This is a genomic window from Mycobacterium sp. 852002-53434_SCH5985345 (genome assembly GCF_001667155.1).
In the GTDB taxonomy this organism is placed as follows: Bacteria; Actinomycetota; Actinomycetes; order Mycobacteriales; family Mycobacteriaceae; genus Mycobacterium.
Map to the genome: position 1 here is coordinate 113188 of NZ_LZIE01000076.1, position 18229 is coordinate 131416.

The following is an 18229-nucleotide window of genomic DNA, read 5'->3' on the forward strand; positions in this document are numbered from 1 at the left end:
GGGTCTTCTATGTTCACCGTCGACGATCAGGCGACGGGTCCGCATGACGCGTCGCTCGACCACGAGCGGATCGTTCTGCAGGCACGTGACGTCGACTTCGACTGGGCGTCGCTGCCGTTCTACTACGTGCCCAACGAGCCCTTCACCACCCACTTCTGCAACGTGCTGCACCTGCTGCTGCCCGCCGGCGAGGAGTTCATCGTCGACGCGTTCAAGAACACGTTGCCGATGATCAAAGACGATCAACTGCGGCTGGACGTGCAGGGTTTCATCAGCCAGGAGGCCATGCACTCCCAGGCGCATTCGGGGGTGCTGGACCATTTCGCGGCCAACGGCGTCGACGTCACGCCGTTCACCGACCAGATGGCCTGGCTGTTCTCCCAACTCATCGGGGACCGGCCCGGATGGGGCCGGCGGCGACGCCAGAGCTGGCTGCTCGAGCGGGTGTCGATGGTGGCGGCCCTCGAGCACTACACCGCCATCCTGGGTGAATGGATCCTCGACACCCCGCAACACGACGCCCTCGGCACCGACCCGGTGATGCTGGACCTGCTGCGCTGGCACGGAGCGGAAGAGGTCGAGCACAAAGCGGTGGCGTTCGACACGATGAAGCACCTGCGCGCCGGCTACTGGCGCCAGGTGCGCACCCAGCTGCTGGTGACACCGGCGCTGCTGTGGTTGTTCATTCGCGGGGTGCGGTTCATGTACTCGGTCGACCCGTACTTGCCGCCGGGCACCAAACCGCGCTGGCGCGACTACTTCAGCGCGGCACGGCGTGGCCTGGTGCCCGGCCCCTTCCAGTTCCTGCGGGTGATCGGCGCCTATTACACGCCGAGTTTCCACCCCTCCAAACTTGGCGGAGTCGGGCGCGCGGTCGACTACCTGGCCCGATCACCAGCCGCCCGCGCGGCGCATTGAGCTTCCGGAGTTCGCGCGAATGACCCAGTGCAGCAACGTAATCGCTTCCGACGGCGTATCCCTTGCGGTCCACGCCCACTCGGAGATCGACCGTGGGCGCCCGACGATCTTGGCGATCCACGGCTACCCGGATAACCACCACGTGTGGGATGGGGTCGCCGAGGAGCTCGGCGGGCGCTTCAACTTCGTGGCTTTCGACGTGCGCGGCGTCGGTGCCTCGTCCAAGCCGGCGCGGCGCTCGGGATACCGCCTGCCCCAACTGGTTTCCGATATCGGCGCGGTGATCGACAGCCTCGGCGTGGACCAGGTGCACCTGGTGGCCCACGACTGGGGTTCCATCCAGGCCTGGTCGGCGGTAACCGACGACACGGTGATGCGCAAGGTCGCCTCGTTCACGTCGATCTCCGGCCCGCACCTGAACTACGCGGGCAAATTCCTGCGGTCCGCACGCACGCCCCGGGGGGTGTTCGACGTGCTCAAGCAGGCGCTGGCCTCGACGTACATCTGGTTCTTCCTGTGTCCGGGGGTGCCCGAGCTGGCGATCTGGTCCCGGGCGACCGTGGCGGTCTTCGCCGGGGTCGAACTGATCGGCCGCCCACGTGGCACCCGCCGGCAGCGCGCGGCGACCACCCGGTCGATCCGCGACTACCTCAACGGGCTCAACCTGTACCGCGCCAACATGCCGGGACCTTTCCTGGCTCCGGGAAAGCAGGTGCCGGAGACCAGCGTCCCCGTGCAGGTGCTGGTGGCGCGCAAGGACTATTTCGTGTCCCCGCCCCTGCAGCGGTTCACCGGCTCGATACCGGCCCGCGGCAGGGTGATCCCGATCGAGGGCGGGCACTGGGTGGTGTCCTCCGATCCCGACGTCATCGCGCGGCTGACGGCCGAATGGGTCAACCAGGTCATCGACATCCGACAGGCATAGGAAATTCGCAGTGGCACATGCGATTTGGAGTAACAGACCCGCCGACCTGTACGGTCGCCGCAAGCGCGATCGTCTCTACACGGCATTGTGGGGAGTCGGCACCCTCTTCGGCGGGTTGGCATCGGCGTCGCGGTGGGACCCGTCGCGGATCGTGCCGGTGCCGCGTACCAACACAGCGCTGGTCACCAAGCGCGAACTTCTCACGCCCGACGTGGTCGCGTTGACGCTCGCCGACGCGCAAGGCGGTCTGCTGCCTTCGTGGACTCCCGGCGCGCACATCGATATCCGGCTCGCTTCGGGCCGCCGCCGCCAGTACTCACTGTGCGGTCCGCCCGGTCGGCGCACCGACTACCGCATCGCGGTGCGCCGGATCGCCGACGGCGGCGGTGGCTCGATCGAGATGCACGACGCCTTCGACGTGGGCGACACGGTCGAGTTCGAGGGCCCCCGCAATGCGTTCTATCTCGTCACCGACGAGCGTGAGGTGTTGTTCGTGATCGGCGGCATCGGCGTGACACCCATCCTGCCCATGGTCCGGCTCGCCCAGCAGCACGGAATCGACTGGCGCGCGGTGTATGCCGGGCGCAGCCGCGAGTACATGCCGCTGCTCGACGAGCTCGTGGCGATCGCGCCCGACCGGGTAACGGTATGGGTCGACGACGAGCGCGGCCGCATAGCCACCGCCGGCGAACTGCTGGCCGACGCCGGGCCCACGACGGCCGTCTACGTGTGCGGCCCGACCGCCATGCTCGAAGCGGTGCGTGCGGAGCGCGACCAGCACGCGAACGCGCCGCTGCACTACGAACGCTTCGGGCCGCCGCCCGTCGTCGACGGTGTGCCGTTCGAGCTGGAGCTCGCCCGCTCGCGGCGCGTGCTCAGCGTCCCGGGAAACCGCTCGGCGCTCGACGTGATGCTCGACGGCGACCCGAGGACCGCATACTCGTGCCAGCAAGGCTTCTGCGGCACCTGCAAGGTGAAAGTGCTTGCGGGGCAGGTTGATCGCCGCGGCCGCACCGTGGAGGGCGACGGCGAGATGCTGGTGTGCGTCTCCCGGGCCAAGGGCGATCGCCTCGTGATCGACGCCTGACCCGGCTGGGCATTAAGTCTCGTCCCTTGCGCATGCTCCGGTAACGTACTCTCGCTCTCGGAGAGGGCAGATCGCAGATTTGAGAATGCCGCTCTTCAGGCGAAACTGCAGCGGTTAGGTGAGGCTTAGTTATCATCGGCAGTCGGGCCGCTTGAACGCAGTCGTGTGAAGGAATGGGGCAAGGGTGACCGATACCACCACGCCAGTGGCGGAGGAATTCGACGGCCCGCCGTCGGTGTCGCTGCGGGCGCGCGGCCGCTGGCTGCGGTGGGGGCTGCTGGCGGTCTGGGGCCCCGGGCTGGTGGTGATGCTGGCCGACACCGATGCGGGCTCCTTGATCACCGCGTCGCAGTCCGGCGCCCAGTGGGGCTACCGGATGGTGCTGCCGCAGCTCATGTTGATGCCGATCCTCTATTGCGTGCAGGAGATGACGGTGCGGCTCGGCATCGTCACCAAACGCGGTCACGGCGCGCTGATCCGGGAGCGGTTCGGTCGCGGCTGGGCGTGGCTGTCGGCCTTCACGCTGTTCGCCTCGGCGATCGGGGCGTTGCTGACGGAGTTCGCCGGGGTCGCCGGGGTGGGGGAACTTTTCGGTGTTTCGCGGTGGTTCAGCATCCCGGTCGCGACCGGCGCGCTGTTGGCGTTGGCGTTCACCGGCAGCTACCGGCGCGTCGAACGCATCGGCCTGATCGTCGGCGCGGCCGAGCTGGCGTTCCTGGTCGCCATGGTGTTGGCGCGGCCGCGGCTGGACGCGCTGCTGGACGGTCTGTCCTCGATGCCGCTGGGCAACTCGTCATACCTGCTGCTGGTCGCGGCCAACGTCGGCGCCGTCATCATGCCGTGGATGGTCTTCTACCAGCAGGGCGCGGTGGTGGATAAGCGGTTGTCGGAGGCCACGATTCGGCAGGCCCGCTACGACACGGCCACCGGCGCGGTGCTGACCCAGCTCATCATGATCGCGGTGGTCGTCACCATGGCCTCGACGGTTGGCGCGCACGACGGCGGAGCTTCCCTGAACACCGTCGGCGAGATCGCCAATTCGCTGACCCCCTACCTGGGCCGCACCGGCGGGACGGTCCTCTTCGGGTTGGGAATGCTCGGCGCGGCGCTGGTCGCCGCGATCGTCGCATCGCTCGCCGGAGCATGGGGGCTTGCGGAGGTCTTCGGGTGGCGGCACACGCTCAACGAGCGGCCCAACCGTGAGACCGCCAAGTTCTACATCACCTACGGGCTCGCCCACGTCGTCGGCGCCGTGCTCGTCCTGGCCAGCGTCGACCTGGTGAACCTCGCCGTGGACGTCGAAGTGATGAACGCCCTGCTGCTGCCGATCGTGCTGGGATTGCTGTTGGCGCTGGAGGCCAAGGCGCTGCCCGAGCAGTGGCGCATGCGCGGGCCGCACAAATACATCACCTGGGTTCTGTGCCTCGTTGTCATGGGCTTCGGGCTCTACATGGTTCCGCAGGCGCTGGGCTTGACCTAAGACGTCCTATTCGTCGTGGTGCGCCGGGTAGGCGTGCACAAGTGCGCTGTTGAGCTTGGGCACCGCGTGAGTCAGCTCGTGTTCGGCGTCATGAGCGATGCGGTGGGCGTCCTCGAGGCTGGTGTTGGGATCGATGTCGAGTTCCGCGTCGGCGTGCAGTTGGTGACCTATCCAGCGCATCCGGATGCTGCGCACGCTGCGGACACCCGGCCGGGCGGCAAGGCACGCCTCGGCGGTGTCGACGAGGCTCGGGTCCACCGCATCCATGAGCCGGCGGAAGATGTCGCGCACGGCGCGGTACAGCACGGCCACGATCGCCACCGTGATGATCATGCCGACGACCGGGTCCGCAATCGGGTAGCCCAGAGCGACGCCGATCGCCCCGAAAAGCACTGCCAGCGAGGTGAATCCGTCGGTCCGCGCGTGTAGGCCGTCGGCGACGAGGGCGGCCGAGCCGATCCGGCGGCCGACCCGGATCCGGTAGCTCGCGACGCCCTCGTTGCCGAGGAAGCCCACGATGCCGGCCACCGCGACCCAGGCGACGTGCTCGACGGCGACGGGGTGGATGAGCCGCAGGACGGCCTCGTAGCCGGCGATGATCGCCGACAGGGCGATCATGCCGATGACGAACAAGCCCGCGATGTCCTCGGCGCGCCCGTAGCCGTAGGTGTATCGGCGGGTTGGCGCACGTCGGCCCAACGAGAACGCGATCCAGAGCGGGACCGCGGTCAGCGCGTCCGAGAAGTTGTGAATGGTGTCGGCGGCCAGGGCGATCGACCCGGACACGACGGCGATGACCACCTGCATGGTGGCGGTCGCGGCCAGGCCGATCAGGCTGATCTTGACCGCCCGGATGCCGACGGAACTGGATTCCAGCGCGGTGTCGACGCTGTCGGCGGCGTCGTGGCTGTGCGGGACGAAAAGGTGGGCCACCACGCCGCGAATCCCCCCTGGGTGGTCATGGTCATGACCATGGTCGTGGTGATGTTGGTGAACGTTCTCGCCGGTCATCGCCGTCCAGCTCTATCTGCATCCATACGTAGATAATAGATTAATTGCGGCGCTTCAGGCGAGTTGTCATTCAGTTTCCGCGGGCGGTGCAGCGGCAGGCAACGTGACAATCACTTCCGCGCCGCCCGCGGCGTGATTTCCGGCGGTGACGGTGCCATGGTTGCGCCGGGTGAGGGTGTCGACGATGGCCAGACCAAGTCCGGTGCCGCCGGTGGTTCGTGCCGTGTCGGCGCGGGTGAATCGGCCGAAGGCATGTGGGAGGAAGGTGGGCGGGAATCCCGGACCGTGGTCGCCGATGCGGATCTCCACTCCCTCGGCGGATGCCTGCGGCACGCGGATGGTGATCGGCGGAGCGCCGTGTTGGGTGGCGTTGTCGATCAGGTTGCCAATGATCCGATCGAGGTCGACCGGATCGACGCTGACGTATCGCCCCGCGGGGCAGTCGATCTCGAGTTGTTCGTCGAGGCCGTGGCGGTAACGCTCGCCGATTGCATCTAGGTGGGTTCGTAGGTCAACGGTTTCCCGCTTGGCGGAGCCGCCGGTGTCTGCGACTGTGAGCAGGTCCCGGGCCAGGCGGGAAAGTCGGATGGTTTCGTCGAGGGCCGAGCGCATTGCGGAGACCAGTTCGGGGTTGCTTCGTGGGCGTCGCAGGGCAAGTTCGAGTTCGGTGGTCAGCAGGCTGAGCGGGGTGCGAAGTTCGTGGCCCGCATCGCTGACAAACTGTCGTTCCCGCTCCAGCGCGTCGCGCAGCCGTTGCAAGAGCTCATTGAATGTTATTCCGAGCGACTGGATTTCATCGCGGGCGGCCGAGACGGGCAGGCGGGCGTGCGCGTCGGTGGCGCTGATGCCCGCGGCACGGGCGCGCATGCGTTCGACGGGTCCAAGGGCGGCGGCCGCCAGCAGATACGCTCCGATGGCGGCGACGAACAACACCAACGGGAAACCGACGGCCAACTCGTTGCGCAGATCCGCCACCGCTGCGTCGCAGTCGGCCATGCTCTGGGCCGCCACAACGACGCGTCCCCCCGCGACCGGGCCTGCCGCCACCCGAACCGGGCTCTCCAGGTTGCCCAGCCGAGAGTGATCCGCAACCAGCCGGCCGCGTCGGGCGCTGTCCAGCTCGGACGGCGTCAGCGCGGTCTGCCCGACGAGATTCGAGGTGGCAGCAAGCACCCTGCCGTCGCCCGCGATGACTTGTTGGGCGGTATCGGCATCGCCGCCGGCGAGCAAGGGATCATCGTCCTCTGCGATCGGCCGCAAATTGGTCAGTTGGTTTAGCAGTGACTCGGTGATCGCCGTGTCCAGCGATTCCTTCGTGTGGCCAACGGTCAGGCTTGCAACGGCCAACAGCAAGAGCGCCATCACGGCGGTGAAGGCGGCGGTGAGTCTGATCCGGATCGGCCAGCGCCGGATCATCGGCCCGGTTTCTCGGGCACGCCGCCGTCGGTGCGCATCCGGTAGCCGATACCCCGCACGGTTTCGATGGAGCGCATCCCAAACGGCCGGTCGATCTTGTCGCGCAGCGCGCGGATGTGGACGTCGACGACGTTGGAGCGCGATTCGTAGGCGAAGTCCCAGCAATGTTCCACCAGGAGCTCTCTGGTCAAGACCGTGCCGGGCCGCCGCATCAGCAGTTCGAGCAGACCGAATTCCTTAGTGGTCAGGTCGATTTCGACATCTCCGCGCCAGCATTTGCGACTCGCAGGGTCGGCGCGCAGCTCCCCGGCCGTCAACACGGTGGGCCGTGGTGTGGGTCCGCGCCGGATCAGCGACCGCAGCCGGGCGAAGAGCTCATCGAGGTGGAACGGCTTGGTGAGGTAGTCGTCGGCCCCCCCGTCAAGCCCGGCGACTCGGTCGATGACGGCGCCGCGCGCGGTGAGCATCAGCACCGGGACCCAGTTCTGCCTGCTGCGCCATTTTCGGCAAATTTCGAAACCCGACATGCCTGGCAGCATCACGTCCAGCACCACCGCGTCGTAGTCGTATACGGTCGCGGCGTGGTAGCCGCTGGCGCCATCGGCAACGATATCGACCGCGTAGCCGTCTTCGGTCAGACCCCGGCGCAGCAGGTCGGCCATCTTGGGCTCGTCCTCGACGACCAGCACGCGCACGGTAGTCACCACCCTTTCCGTGCTCGGTGCCTGTGACGGCACCGGGCCTACACCATCATCGCCCTTGTCGACGTATGTCGGGTGTAGTCGGCGTTGATGAAGCCACGATGAGGACACGCCCGCCGTGTCGGGCACGCTCCGGTCAAGCTTCATCGTGGCTTCATGAAGAAGCGGTAGACCCACGGCCATGGCGGGTGTCGAGCATGGTGTGGCGAGAATTGCCGCGATCACCGCCGTGGCGGCGGTAGTGCTGGCAGGGTGTGGTTCTGGCTCCAAGGGCGGCGGGGGTAGCGGCACCGGGCAACCGGCCAACCCCCGTTCAGCGGTGAGCACCAGCGATGCCGACTGGAAGCCGGTGGCCGACGCTATCGGACGGACCGGAAAGCTCGGCGACAACAACACCGCCTATCGGATCAATCTGCCGCGCAACGATCTTCACATCACCTCCTACGGTGTGGACATCAAACCGGGGTTGTCCTTGGGCGGGTATGTGGCATTCGCCCGCTACGGCGACAACGCGGCGCTGATGATGGGCGACCTCGTGGTCACCGAGGAAGAGTTGCCCGCGGTCACCGATGCGCTGCAGGCGCATGGCATCGCCCAGACCGGGCTGCACAAGCACCTGCTGCAACAGAATCCGCCAGTGTGGTGGACCCACATCCATGGCATGGGTGATGCTGTGCAGCTGGCAAAGGGGCTTAGAGCGGCGCTGGACGCGACATCGATCGGCCCGGCCATCCCGCCGCCGGCGCAGCAGCCGCCGGTCGACATCGACGTTGCCGGGGTCCAACAAACTTTGGGCCGCAAGGGAACCCAAGATGGCGGGTTATTGAAGTACAGCATCCCCCGCAAAGACACCATCGTCGAGGACGGACGCGTGCTGCCCGCAGCATCGCTGAACCTGACGACCGTGGTCAATTTTCAGCCGATCGGCGGCGGTCGCACAGCGATCAACGGTGATTTCATCCTGATCGCCCCCGAGGTGCAGAAGGTCATCCAGGCGTTGCGCGGCGGCAACATCCAGATTGTCGAGTTGCACAATCACGGCCTCACCGAGGAGCCCCGGCTGTTTTACATGCATTATTGGGCGGTCGACGATGCGGTCACCCTGGCGAAGGGGCTGCGCCCGGCCCTCGACTCCACCAACCTGCAGTCGGGGTAGTGCCGATGCTCAGCACGAAGCCTCCGTCGAGGAAATCCTGACGATCGATCCATTGGTGCTCCACCGAACCCGATTGCGCCCAGCTTCAAGAAGTACGCGAGGAGCCGGCCGAAGCCGACGGCGCCGGCGGGTGGGTAAGGGTCGGCCTGACTCATATCGAGTATGTAATCAACGTTGCCTCTGACGATCGACGCCTGAATCCGGTGTGAGACGAATCGGCGAACCAGACGGCCGAGAAGTGTTGCACGCCAGGGAACTACGCGGCGTCTTTCAAATGGTGACGACGTTGACGAACAGCGATATTACGACGGCAATCGTGCGGATTTGGCCATAACGCCGTGGATCACTAGGTGACCGGAGATCGGTGTATGCCGAGAGGAAGAAATAGGTCATTACGGGTGCCAGCCAATCGTTCGCGGAAAAGCCTGGCAGCCCGTCGCTGTTGAGTTGTGGCATGTTGGCGGACATTCGCCACAAGAACACCGCGGCCGCGCTCAGGGCGCCGAGGGCGACGACGTCGCTCCAAGCACTCCGCGGCAGCCGCCATGCCGCAGCGGCCAGTGTGAGCACGCCGGTCAGCCCTGCCGTGAGCGCGATGCGTGGCGCGCCGAACCGTTCGGCCGCCCCGGCGAGATAGGTTGCCGTTTCAACGGTTTGGCTCACTTCGAAACCCCCGTCTTTCGCCGCAGCTCCGACTGAAGTTGCGCCATCCCGTCGATCTGGGTCCGCCGACGCCCGCCGGAGTAGGGATCGGCATCGCGACCCATGCGAATCGAGATTCCGGGGTCAATCGTTATCCGGAGCTTCGGTACCCAGGAAATGGAAGCCCTGATCCAGGTGGACTTCCACCTGAGTGCCGTCGGTTTTGGTAACGAGTACCCCGTAATATGCGGCGCCCTCGTTGGTCTCCTTTTCGACCTTCCCGGCTTTGCCCGGTATTGCTTGTACCGCCGCGGCGCGGGCCTGGTCGGCGGCCGGCCCGGTGATCTCCTGGTCGTCCGCGGCGGCGACGCCGATGCCGATGGCCGTTAGGGTGGCGGCGCTGGCCACACCGATACCGATCTTCGTTCTGACCCTCATGGATCCATCCCTTTCCGTCCGTGACCTGGTTGCGAAAGCGACGCTAGCGCCGGCACATGAAGCCAGGATGAAAGTGACCGAATTCGTTCGCGCGGCCGTACTCAATGGTGATCGTTCGGCGGCTGTGTCCCGAGAAGTGCTGCGCGCCAGACGAAGAGCGTGTTCCCCGTAACACGGGGCTAGCCAGTTCCCGCCCGGCCCGCTCTGCCCGCGGTCGGGCGGTCCAGATCGAGGCGCTCCGGCCGGTGACGCAGAGCAGGAGATGGGTGAGGGTTCAGCGACGGAGGTGCACCTCGGCACGGACTTCGATGTATTTGGCATCTTGCCCGCCGGCCATGACAAGGACGATGATCGTGACTGACGGCTAAGGAGGCTCAGATCATGATGCTCAACAGATTCGCCGCCTGGACCGGGCTCATGTCCACACTGCTCGCGTTCGCCGCGCTGCCGATGGCCCTCTTCGCGGCCGGTTCCGGCCACCCGGGCTGGGCGATGGTGGCGGCCGCCGCGTTGCTGTCCTGCGTCGGTCTCGGCGCCGGTGTGGTCGCGGCGGTCGTGCACTACGACCACCGACATCACCGAAGCACCCCCCACCTCTTCTAGCGACTACGCGTCACCGCCCGGATGTGTTCGGGCACAACCACATCTGTTCGCATTCGCGACGGTGTCGATGACCTAACAGTTGATATGGGGAATACATCCGGTGTCGCCATGTGGACCGTCGAAGTCCCGCGTGGGCTGACTCGTTGCGGGCGCTCCCGGACCGTCTTTGGCCGGGGGTGCCGGCGCAACGGTGGAGGTCGGGGTTGCCATCGGTGTGGTGGTGTTGCTGAGCACTTCGCCGCCGCCGAAACCTGCCGCCAAAGTCAGCACCGTCGCACCGCTGAACAGCACGATCGCCTTTCTCGCTCGAGATTTCATCAGAGTCTCCGTTCTCTGTTGCGCGTAACCCTCAGTGTGCGAGCTCATACCCCAAGGGGGTAGGGGCTTAAGTCCTCTGCGCCCACGAGTGTCAAGGGGCACGCCGGATCGAGACCACCCAGGGCGGCCCGCATCAGGGTCTGGCTGGCGGCGAATCGCTTTGATGGGCTTGCAGCCGAGAGAGACCGTCGTGCATTCCGCGGGCGATTTGACCGGGAACATCAGCACTGGGATCCGGTGGCGACGGGCAATGACAGCTCAGGTTGCTGAACGGGCCGGGGTCACCGCTGGTCGCTGGCGCTAGCTCGACCCCGGCGCCGAGGACGACGCTGATGCTGATAAAGAGTCTCGTAATCACCTGGTAATGACTCACTTACAGCCTGAGTCCGCGAATCTGCGGCAAGATTCGGCCGCTTCCATGCCGGCAACCATACCCCCGTAGGGTAATGACGTCAACGTTGTGGCCGCAAGCATCGATAAACCAGTCAAGGCCTCGACGCGGGGTCGAGGCCTTGAACTGAAGGTGACTAATCGTTACACGTGCACGCGGGGTGACCGCAGGTGCAGCCGCCCGCCCGGGTGCAGGCGGAGTCCCCACAGGTGCAACCGGTGGATTTGCAGTGGCAGGTATCTGTCTCGTTCATACCGAGGACTATACCCCCGTAGGGTATCAAACGCAAGAGCATTTTTGCGCGGCCGATGTTATTGAGTTGTGCTGTCGCAGCTGAGGACTCGGGAGCACGGTCAGTGGGGTGTGCCACCGCTCGGCGGGGTATCTCGCTGCCCGAGTGCACCCAGGGTCCGCACCGCTCCCACGGCGAGCACTGTCTGCCGCGAACCCCGAAGCTCCGCCGCGAGGTCGTGTTCGAGCGCCGGAACCTCTAATTCCCGACGGCGCAACCGCCGATCCAGCGCAGCGATGAACAAGCCCTCACCCTCGCGACGGCACCCGAGAACGGCACGTTCGGTCATCACGTCCCGCGTCAGGGCGGCGGCCGGACACGACGCGACAACCTCCAGCGAGGCCCGCATGTCCAGCGTCGTGGTCAACCCGCACGACGGCGAGGCACCGATCCCGACGATGCCGGCCACCGTGATCCCGGAACGCTGGTAGTCGGCAACGTCGCGGGCGACCTGCCGCGCCAAGCGCCGATAGACGAGGCGGGTCCACAGCACGAAGGCATGCAGCAGTGGGCCGCGCAGTGGATACAGCCATCCGCCCTTGGAGTGGTGCAGGTGCAGGCTGTGGGGCTTCAATACCCCGCCCCAGGCCAGCCGCTCCGGGCACGGCAGCTGATGAATTCCGTAACCCGCGTTCATCAGCTCCTCGACCACCTCCGGCACGGCACCAGGTCGGGTGGCGCCGCCGGCGTAACGGGTGTTTTCGTTCAGCAGGCAGTGCGAGACCAGCACAACCCGTCGGCCGCGTTCGTCGTGGAGTTGGTCGAGCAGCAACTGCGGTCGTCTGCCACGCATACCGAGAGCATCGACATCCGCTTGACCGTTCAGTAGGGGCCAAGGTCACCGAAGGGTGGTCCTCTTGGTTCTGGTGGGGCGGCGCGGCCACGGGCAGATTGAGACCACGTTGTACCGACTCAGAGCGGAACCGGTGTGTCAGCGTTTGAGGAAGTGTCCTTCGAGTCCGGCGGGGTGCGGTGCGCGGCCGACCTCTACCGGCCCGCCCAAGCGGGCGACAGGCTCGCCTGTGTGGTGATGGGACACGGCGGCAGCGCCACCAAGCGCCTCGGTCTGCCCGCGTACGCGGAGAAGTTCACCGCGGCGGGCCTTGCGGTGCTGGCGTTCGATTACCGGCATTTCGGAGCCAGCGGCGGCGAGCCTCGGCAAGTCATCGACGTCGCCGAACAACGAGACGACTACCGGGCGGCGGTGCGATACGCACGCGGCCGTGACGACCTCGATCCGCGTCGAATCGGCTTGTGGGGGACGTCCCTCAGCGGTGGTCACGTGCTGGCGGTCGCCGCCACGGATCCCGAAATCACCGCCGTGGTGACGCAGGTCCCGCTGATCGACGGCTGGCACCGCGGCCGCGGGCTGCGCGAGCGGCTCAGCTGGGACGTCACGCGGCGGACGCTGCAATTCACCGTCGCAGCGGTGCGCGACGCTGTTGGCGCGAAGTGGGGCCGGCCGCCGTATCTGGTTCCGGTGGTTGCCGATCCCGGCGAGACCGCGGTGTTCACGGAGCCCGAGGCGAAAGCCGCGTTCGAGGCGCTGGGCGGCGAAGCCGTCGGCTGGCGCAATGCGCTGGCTCCCCGCATGCTGTTCGCGTTGCCGCGTTACCGCAGCGGAACCGCGGAGAAACTGCACATGCCCGTCCTGATGTGCGTGGGGGACCACGACCTGCAAGCGTCGCCCAGGTTCGCCGTACGCATCGCGTCAGCAATGAATAACGTTGAACTGCACCGCTATCCGGTCGGGCACTTCGACGTCTACACGGGCACTCTCTTCGAGGCGATCAGCTCGGTCGAGACGGAGTTTCTGCGCCGCCACCTGACACGGGACCCCTGACGAGGTCAGGACCAGGGCCCAGGGAAATGGCCGTCCTGGTCTTGCACCATCACGATGTCCTTGCAGTCCCCGTTCAAGGCCGCGGCATTCTCACCGCGGCACACCAGCGTCCAGCCCGATATTCGCGTGAAGGGCCGAACGGACCAAGTGGTCGCAATCGGATCGGTGGCGGGCAGGGCGAGCACGGCAAACGTATTGCCGGTGTTGGTGATGTAGAGGTGGTCTTCGAAGAACGCCACCTTGGCAATCGACATCTTCTTCGCGTCGTCCCGCGTCTTCAGATAATCCCACTGCTGGCTGCGCAGGTTCCACACCCCGAAGCCGAACGCGGAGTTGCCCGAATCATGGCCATCGACAAACAATTTCCCGCCGGACAACGTCGCTGATAGCCCGCCACCGGGAATGCGGTCGGAGTCACCGATCTTGATGACGGCTTTGGCGTTCAGGTCATAGAACATCGTCGACAGCACCGGGGGATTGTAAGAATCCCAGTGCGTGATCTGGACCAGTTTGTTTGGGCCATCCGTCAATTCGGCATCCACACTGCGGATGTCGTTGTCCTGATAGATCGCCTCCCCGCTGGGCCGGCGCAGCTCGGCGCCCGACGTCTTGGCGGCGTCGGTGTTGCGTTGAAATGCGAGGACGTCCTGCCAGGCACGCCCGGATTGGGGGTCGCTCCATGGCATCGACAGGTCGGCGCCGGAGAGGAGCACGGTCCGGGGCGGTGACGTGGCGCCGTGCCCGTCGGTGAAGGCGTTGGTCCACGCCACACCCGCCGCGGTCGAGGCGAGCCCCCAGTCCTTCGCCGCGGTGAACTTGAGGTCGGGGGTCGGCGGCTGCAGTTCTTTTGTCGCCAACGGTTGACCCGCCTTGAAGTCGTAGGCGTACGCGGTCGCCTTGGTGACTGCGGGTTGTTGCGCCTGGGCGGGTTTGACGGTCGTGACGATGTAGACGACCCTCATGTCGTCCGCCGTGCCCGTCAGCGCACAGACGGCGCCGGTGAGGTTCTCGCCGGCGGCTAGCGTCGGAACGGCCGGCGCGATGTATTGACCGGTTTTCGGATCGAAGATTTTCGGTCGGATGTCCTCGATCGCGGATTTGCTCGTCGAAAGTCTGTCGGGGCAACCGAAGTACGCCGTTCCGCCATAGCTTTTCCAATCCTTCTCCAGCGGACCCGTTATCGCGGCCGGCGATGGGGCCGCGCTGGTGGCGGTTTTCGACGGAGAAGTCGAGGTGGTCGGGGTCGCCGCGGGCGGGGACGCGGTTTCCGAACAGGACACGGCGGCCAGGCAGATGACCGATGCGACGAGGGCAAGCCCGCATTTGGGCGCAGTTTGCCCCGTGAAAGCCCGCATCGGAAAACCCCCGTTAAGTTCGTGTAACCAACGAGCGTAAGGCGGGCCGGGACTAACCGCGACTTGTGTCAGGCGGTCTTCGTCACACCAGGCCCGCGACCGGCTACCGGTCGAACTCGATGGGCAGGCGCTTCGGTCCGCTGAGGCTCACCATCGGTTTCCACGGGACCGGTCCCGCGGTGCGGGGGTTGAGCAGGCGGCCCGCGATGACGTTGAGCGCCTCGGCGATCTCGCGGCGGGCCAGGTTGGCGCCCAGGCAGTAATGCACGCCGCCGCCGAAGGTCAGGATGGGCGGCGCCCCCTCACGCGTGATGTCGACCCGGTCTGGCTCGTCGTACACCGCCGGGTCGCGGTTGGCCGCGGCCGTGTTCACCAGGACCATCGTGCCGGCGGGAAAGAGGTAGCCGTCCAGCTCGGCGTCCTCGACCACCAGGCGAAGGGTCCCGCACGCGATCGGCGAGTGGCGCATGGTCTCCTCGACCGCGCGCATCGCCAGTTCGGGGTGCTCCTTGAGCAGGCCCCATTGCTCCGGGTGCTCGCAGAGGACGTGTACCGAGGCGGCCACCTGGTTCCGAGTGGTGTCCGTGCCCGCCAGCAGGAGGCCGCCCGCGAGCATCCGCAGCTCGGCGGTGTTCAGCCGGTCGCCTGAAAAAGTAGGGTCCTCGGCGCGAATCAGGTCGGAGAGCAGGTCATCGGTCAAGCTGTGCCGCCGCCGCGCGACCATGTCCTCGACGTAGGCGTCGAGCTGGTGCCAGGCGTTCATGACGACGGGTTCGACCGCGCGCAGGTCGACGCTGAAGCTGAAGGCCTTGAAGACGTCGTCCGCCCACAACGAGAACTGCTGCCAGTCCTCGCGCGGAGCGCCGAGCAATGCGCAGATGATCGGGACGGGGTAGGGGCGGGCGAGGTCGGTGACGACGTCGCAGCTGCCCGCGTCGATGACCGTGTCCACCAGTCCGTTCATCACCTCGACCATGGTGTCGTGCAGCCGCATGGTCGCGCGGGGCGTGAACGCCTTGGACGTCAGGCTGCGCAGCCGATGGTGTGCGTCGCCTTCCAGGCACAGCAGGCTGTTGATCACCTTGTCCCACAAGGGGCCCGACGTGACGCCCTGGACGAGCAGGTTGATCCCCGGCGGGATGTGGAATCGGGCGTCGCGAAGGACGGAGCGGACGAGGTGGTAGGAGAGGACTTCGGGTCCGTGCGGTCCGATGGCGACGGGAGCCTGCCGTTGCGCCGCCTGGAGGCGGGGATAGACGTCGGCGGGGGTTTCTTCGGCGCCATAGGTCAGCGTCGGCAGATCGGCATCGAAAACGCTTGTGGGAGCGGTACCGACGGTCATGACGGTCTCCTCGAGGCCGCGCGAGCGATCCGTTCGCGACAACTTTCACACAATGTATGGCCGTACCGATTGGGTGTCAACGATCTCGCGCCTTCTCGGGCTAACGGGCCATACAAATTAAAAGGCGTGTGTGGCCGTGTGGTTCGACGCCTACCCGTGTCTCATGCCGCGAACCAGTTGGCTGCCGATCAGCCCGGCCGCGAACACCCCGCCGGTGACTCCCGAAATGAGCAGCGGCAGTTGACCATTCGCACCCCAGAGGAAGCCCGCCCACAACCCCGCCACCAGGACGGCCAGTCCGATGCCGCCCTGGAACAAGCCCTGCGCGCTGGCCTGGTGCTCCGGGTCGACCAGCCCCGAAATCCAGGCCTTCCCGACGCCGTCGGTGCACCCGGTGAACAGCCCGTAGGCGCCGATCAGCAGCCACGCCGTCACGATGTCGGTGGTCAGTCCCAGCCCGATGTAGCCGATCGCGAAGAATGCCAGGCCGAGGCCGAACAACGCCGGCCTGCCGATGCGGTCGGCGAGCGATCCGGCCGGGTAGCTGGCCAGGGCATACACCGCGTTGTACCCGACGTATGCCAGGATCACCCCCACCACCGAGAAACCAATCTCGTTCAGCCGCAACAACAGCAGGGCGTCGGGAAAATTCGCCACGCTGAACAGCACGAGGACTGCGGTCACCCGCCAATACGGCCGCGGCAACGAGCGCACGCCGGCCCACATCGATTGCTGCGCTCGCGGGGCGCGACTGCTGCGCTCGCGCACGAGGAAGACGAGCGCCACGGACAGGACGGCGGGCACGATGGCGACATACAGCAACGGCGCGATCCGGTGGTCGAGCAGCTCATAACCCACCAACCCGAGCAGCGGACCAAAGACGGCGCCGAAGGTGTCCATCGCGCGGTGGAAGCCGAAAACCCGGCCGCGCAGGGCGTCGTCCACATCGTCGACCAGCAGCGCGTCCCGCGGCGCACCGCGCACGCCCTTACCGAGCCGGTCGACGACGCGACCCGCGAGCACGCCCGGCCACGCCCCGGCCACCGCGATGATCACCTTGCCCAGCGCCGCCATGCCGTACCCGGTGGCGATCAACGGGCGCCGCGCGAACCTGTCGCCGAGCGGACCCGAGGCGAGCTTTGTCAGCGAGGCGGCGCCCTCGGCCGCGCCCTCGACGGCTCCCACCACCGACGGCGGCGCACCCAGCACCGCGGTCAGGTAGATCGGCAACAGCGGATACAACAGCTCACTGGCCGTGTCCTGCAGAAACGAGACCCCGGAGAGCACCCGGACGTTGCGAGTGAGCCAGCGGGGCCCCACGTCGGGTTCACTCTGTGGCACGAAGCCGGACCATCCGTGTCGTCGACGTCTCGTCCAATTCGACGGCATCGGACCGCGAACGCAGGAAATCGCTGAATGACCGGAATCCCAAGGACCTTTCGCTGAACGACGGGTCCATCCGCTTCATCTGTGCCTTCACTGCCGAATTGTGCAGCCAGTCGACGTCGTCCTTCTCCAGGCCGATCTGCAGCGCACGCGTCAGCAGCGCGGTGGCGGCGGCCTGCGGATCGGGTGGCTCCGGCTCGTCGGGCTGCTCCGGCTTGGCGCGCCCCGCACGCTGCTTGGACGGCTTTGCGTCCGCCTCGGCGCCCGCGGCCTGCGGTTCGAGCGCCGGCACCCCTGGCAGCGAGTCATAGATGACGAACTCGTCGCAGGCCGCCGCCAGCGCCCGGCTCGATGCGCCGGCCACCCCGATGCCCACGACGTAGCGGCCGAGCCTCTTGCAGCGCTGGGCCAGCGGGATGTAGTCGGAGTCACCGGCCACGACCACCACGTGGGTGAGGTCGGGCAGGCGGAACATGTCCTCGACGGTGTCGACGGCCAGCCGGATGTCGGCGCCGTTCTTGCCGTAGGCCGCGGCGGGGAACAACTGCACCAGGTCGACCGCGCGGGCCACCAGCTGCCCGCGGTACCCGGCGTTGATATCCGCCGACCAGTCCGCATAGGCGCGGGTGAGCACCAGGGTCCCGAACGACGACGCGAAGTCTAGAATCGCGCCGACGTCGACGGTGGCCCGGTCCAGCCGCTCGGAATACTGCTCGAGGCCCTTGGCTTTGTCGCGCTGAAACGAGCTTCGGCCGTTGACCTGGTCGTATCGGGAGATCACGATGTTGTCGAAGTCGAGGTAGACGGCCACGCGGGCCGCAACCGGTTCGGTCATGGACTAAATCATTGCTGAGGCGCCGGGCACTGGACGGGCCGGATGCGTTTTCCGTCACGATTCGCCCGATTGCGGCCGTAACCGAGGCGA

The 18229-nt window shown here is 66.6% G+C and carries 18 protein-coding genes; 7 read left to right on the plus strand and 11 right to left on the minus strand.

All coding sequences use genetic code 11. The annotated features are described in order from the left end of the window. Positions 1-9 precede the first annotated feature (9 nt). The 4 genes from A5756_RS20315 (at position 10) to A5756_RS20330 (ending at position 4410) form a co-directional block, all read left to right on the plus strand. Entirely contained in the window at positions 10-918 is a 909-nt protein-coding gene (locus A5756_RS20315; protein WP_066956595.1) for a metal-dependent hydrolase, read from the plus strand. A gap of 19 nt (positions 919-937) precedes the next feature. Further along, entirely contained in the window at positions 938-1843 is a 906-nt protein-coding gene (locus A5756_RS20320; protein WP_066956689.1) for an alpha/beta fold hydrolase, read from the plus strand. Positions 1844-1853: 10 nt separating this feature from the next. Beyond that, positions 1854-2930, plus strand: a complete 1077-nt coding sequence (locus A5756_RS20325; RefSeq protein WP_066956597.1) for a PDR/VanB family oxidoreductase — start codon at positions 1854-1856, stop codon at positions 2928-2930. Positions 2931-3114: 184 nt separating this feature from the next. Then, complete coding sequence (locus A5756_RS20330) at positions 3115-4410, plus strand: NRAMP family divalent metal transporter (RefSeq protein WP_066956600.1); 1296 nt, start codon at positions 3115-3117, stop codon at positions 4408-4410. Positions 4411-4416: 6 nt separating this feature from the next. Here the strand turns inward: A5756_RS20330 and A5756_RS20335 are convergent, their stop codons facing one another. The 3 genes from A5756_RS20335 to A5756_RS20345 all read right to left on the minus strand — a co-directional run bounded on the left by A5756_RS20335 (position 4417) and on the right by A5756_RS20345 (position 7541). Next, positions 4417-5421 carry a cation diffusion facilitator family transporter gene (locus A5756_RS20335; RefSeq protein ID WP_066956603.1) on the minus strand — a complete coding sequence of 335 codons (1005 nt, stop codon included), beginning with the start codon at positions 5419-5421 and terminating at the stop codon, positions 4417-4419. Positions 5422-5487: 66 nt separating this feature from the next. Next, positions 5488-6837, minus strand: coding sequence for an ATP-binding protein (locus A5756_RS20340; RefSeq protein ID WP_066956606.1), 1350 nt, complete (start codon positions 6835-6837; stop codon positions 5488-5490). Further along, entirely contained in the window at positions 6834-7541 is a 708-nt protein-coding gene (locus A5756_RS20345) for a response regulator transcription factor (protein ID WP_066956691.1), read from the minus strand. Before A5756_RS20345 ends, A5756_RS20340 begins: the two co-directional genes overlap by 4 nt. Positions 7542-7719: 178 nt before the next feature. Here A5756_RS20345 and A5756_RS20350 point away from each other — a divergent pair, with 178 nt between their 5' ends. Beyond that, on the plus strand, positions 7720-8694 hold the full coding sequence (locus tag A5756_RS20350; RefSeq protein ID WP_066956610.1) for a DUF1259 domain-containing protein: 975 nt from the start codon (positions 7720-7722) through the stop codon (positions 8692-8694). A gap of 270 nt (positions 8695-8964) precedes the next feature. On the opposite strand, the gene A5756_RS20355 is transcribed toward A5756_RS20350, so the two are convergent. Both A5756_RS20355 and A5756_RS20360 read right to left on the minus strand, forming a co-directional pair. Then, positions 8965-9357, minus strand: a complete 393-nt coding sequence (locus A5756_RS20355; RefSeq protein ID WP_066956613.1) for a hypothetical protein — start codon at positions 9355-9357, stop codon at positions 8965-8967. Positions 9358-9480: 123 nt separating this feature from the next. Beyond that, positions 9481-9774: a PepSY domain-containing protein gene (locus A5756_RS20360; protein WP_066956615.1), complete on the minus strand. Its 294-nt coding sequence runs from the start codon at positions 9772-9774 to the stop codon at positions 9481-9483. Between the two features lie 381 nt (positions 9775-10155). Here A5756_RS20360 and A5756_RS20365 point away from each other — a divergent pair, with 381 nt between their 5' ends. Next, on the plus strand, positions 10156-10377 hold the full coding sequence (locus tag A5756_RS20365) for a hypothetical protein (protein WP_066956618.1): 222 nt from the start codon (positions 10156-10158) through the stop codon (positions 10375-10377). Positions 10378-10449: 72 nt separating this feature from the next. Here the strand turns inward: A5756_RS20365 and A5756_RS26070 are convergent, their stop codons facing one another. Beyond that, on the minus strand, positions 10450-10695 hold the full coding sequence (locus A5756_RS26070; protein ID WP_156659714.1) for a hypothetical protein: 246 nt from the start codon (positions 10693-10695) through the stop codon (positions 10450-10452). A gap of 744 nt (positions 10696-11439) precedes the next feature. After that, positions 11440-12171, minus strand: coding sequence for a 2-thiouracil desulfurase family protein (locus A5756_RS20370; RefSeq protein WP_082948218.1), 732 nt, complete (start codon positions 12169-12171; stop codon positions 11440-11442). 135 nt (positions 12172-12306) lie between these two features. Here A5756_RS20370 and A5756_RS20375 point away from each other — a divergent pair, with 135 nt between their 5' ends. Continuing rightward, positions 12307-13221, plus strand: a complete 915-nt coding sequence (locus A5756_RS20375) for an alpha/beta hydrolase (RefSeq protein WP_066956626.1) — start codon at positions 12307-12309, stop codon at positions 13219-13221. Positions 13222-13226: 5 nt separating this feature from the next. Here A5756_RS20375 and A5756_RS20380 read toward each other — a convergent pair whose 3' ends face one another. The 4 genes from A5756_RS20380 to A5756_RS20395 all read right to left on the minus strand — a co-directional run bounded on the left by A5756_RS20380 (position 13227) and on the right by A5756_RS20395 (position 18139). Then, positions 13227-14576 carry a hypothetical protein gene (locus A5756_RS20380; RefSeq protein WP_066956629.1) on the minus strand — a complete coding sequence of 450 codons (1350 nt, stop codon included), beginning with the start codon at positions 14574-14576 and terminating at the stop codon, positions 13227-13229. A 103-nt stretch (positions 14577-14679) separates the two neighbouring features. Next, the gene (locus A5756_RS20385) at positions 14680-15918 is read right to left on the minus strand and encodes a cytochrome P450 (protein WP_066956694.1); all 1239 of its coding nucleotides are present in this window, start codon (positions 15916-15918) and stop codon (positions 14680-14682) included. 150 nt (positions 15919-16068) lie between these two features. Continuing rightward, positions 16069-17259: an MFS transporter gene (locus A5756_RS20390; protein WP_082948219.1), complete on the minus strand. Its 1191-nt coding sequence runs from the start codon at positions 17257-17259 to the stop codon at positions 16069-16071. Further along, on the minus strand, positions 17246-18139 hold the full coding sequence (locus A5756_RS20395) for an NYN domain-containing protein (RefSeq protein ID WP_066956632.1): 894 nt from the start codon (positions 18137-18139) through the stop codon (positions 17246-17248). The genes A5756_RS20390 and A5756_RS20395 overlap by 14 nt, the downstream gene beginning before the upstream one ends. Positions 18140-18229: the final 90 nt, after the last annotated feature.

Excerpts from the sequence above, each read along its gene's own strand:
- A5756_RS20370 (WP_082948218.1), bottom strand. The coding sequence starts at position 12,171 with ATGCGTGGCAGACGACCGCAGTTGCTGCTCGACCAACTCCACGACGAA.
- A5756_RS20350 (WP_066956610.1), top strand. The coding sequence starts at position 7,720 with ATGGCGGGTGTCGAGCATGGTGTGGCGAGAATTGCCGCGATCACCGCC.
- A5756_RS26070 (WP_156659714.1), bottom strand. The coding sequence starts at position 10,695 with ATGAAATCTCGAGCGAGAAAGGCGATCGTGCTGTTCAGCGGTGCGACG.
- A5756_RS20340 (WP_066956606.1), bottom strand. The coding sequence starts at position 6,837 with ATGATCCGGCGCTGGCCGATCCGGATCAGACTCACCGCCGCCTTCACC.
- A5756_RS20360 (WP_066956615.1), bottom strand. The coding sequence starts at position 9,774 with ATGAGGGTCAGAACGAAGATCGGTATCGGTGTGGCCAGCGCCGCCACC.
- A5756_RS20365 (WP_066956618.1), top strand. The coding sequence starts at position 10,156 with ATGATGCTCAACAGATTCGCCGCCTGGACCGGGCTCATGTCCACACTG.
- A5756_RS20315 (WP_066956595.1), top strand. The coding sequence starts at position 10 with ATGTTCACCGTCGACGATCAGGCGACGGGTCCGCATGACGCGTCGCTC.
- A5756_RS20335 (WP_066956603.1), bottom strand. The coding sequence starts at position 5,421 with ATGACCGGCGAGAACGTTCACCAACATCACCACGACCATGGTCATGAC.
- A5756_RS20320 (WP_066956689.1), top strand. The coding sequence starts at position 938 with ATGACCCAGTGCAGCAACGTAATCGCTTCCGACGGCGTATCCCTTGCG.
- A5756_RS20385 (WP_066956694.1), bottom strand. The coding sequence starts at position 15,918 with ATGACCGTCGGTACCGCTCCCACAAGCGTTTTCGATGCCGATCTGCCG.
- A5756_RS20380 (WP_066956629.1), bottom strand. The coding sequence starts at position 14,576 with ATGCGGGCTTTCACGGGGCAAACTGCGCCCAAATGCGGGCTTGCCCTC.
- A5756_RS20395 (WP_066956632.1), bottom strand. The coding sequence starts at position 18,139 with ATGACCGAACCGGTTGCGGCCCGCGTGGCCGTCTACCTCGACTTCGAC.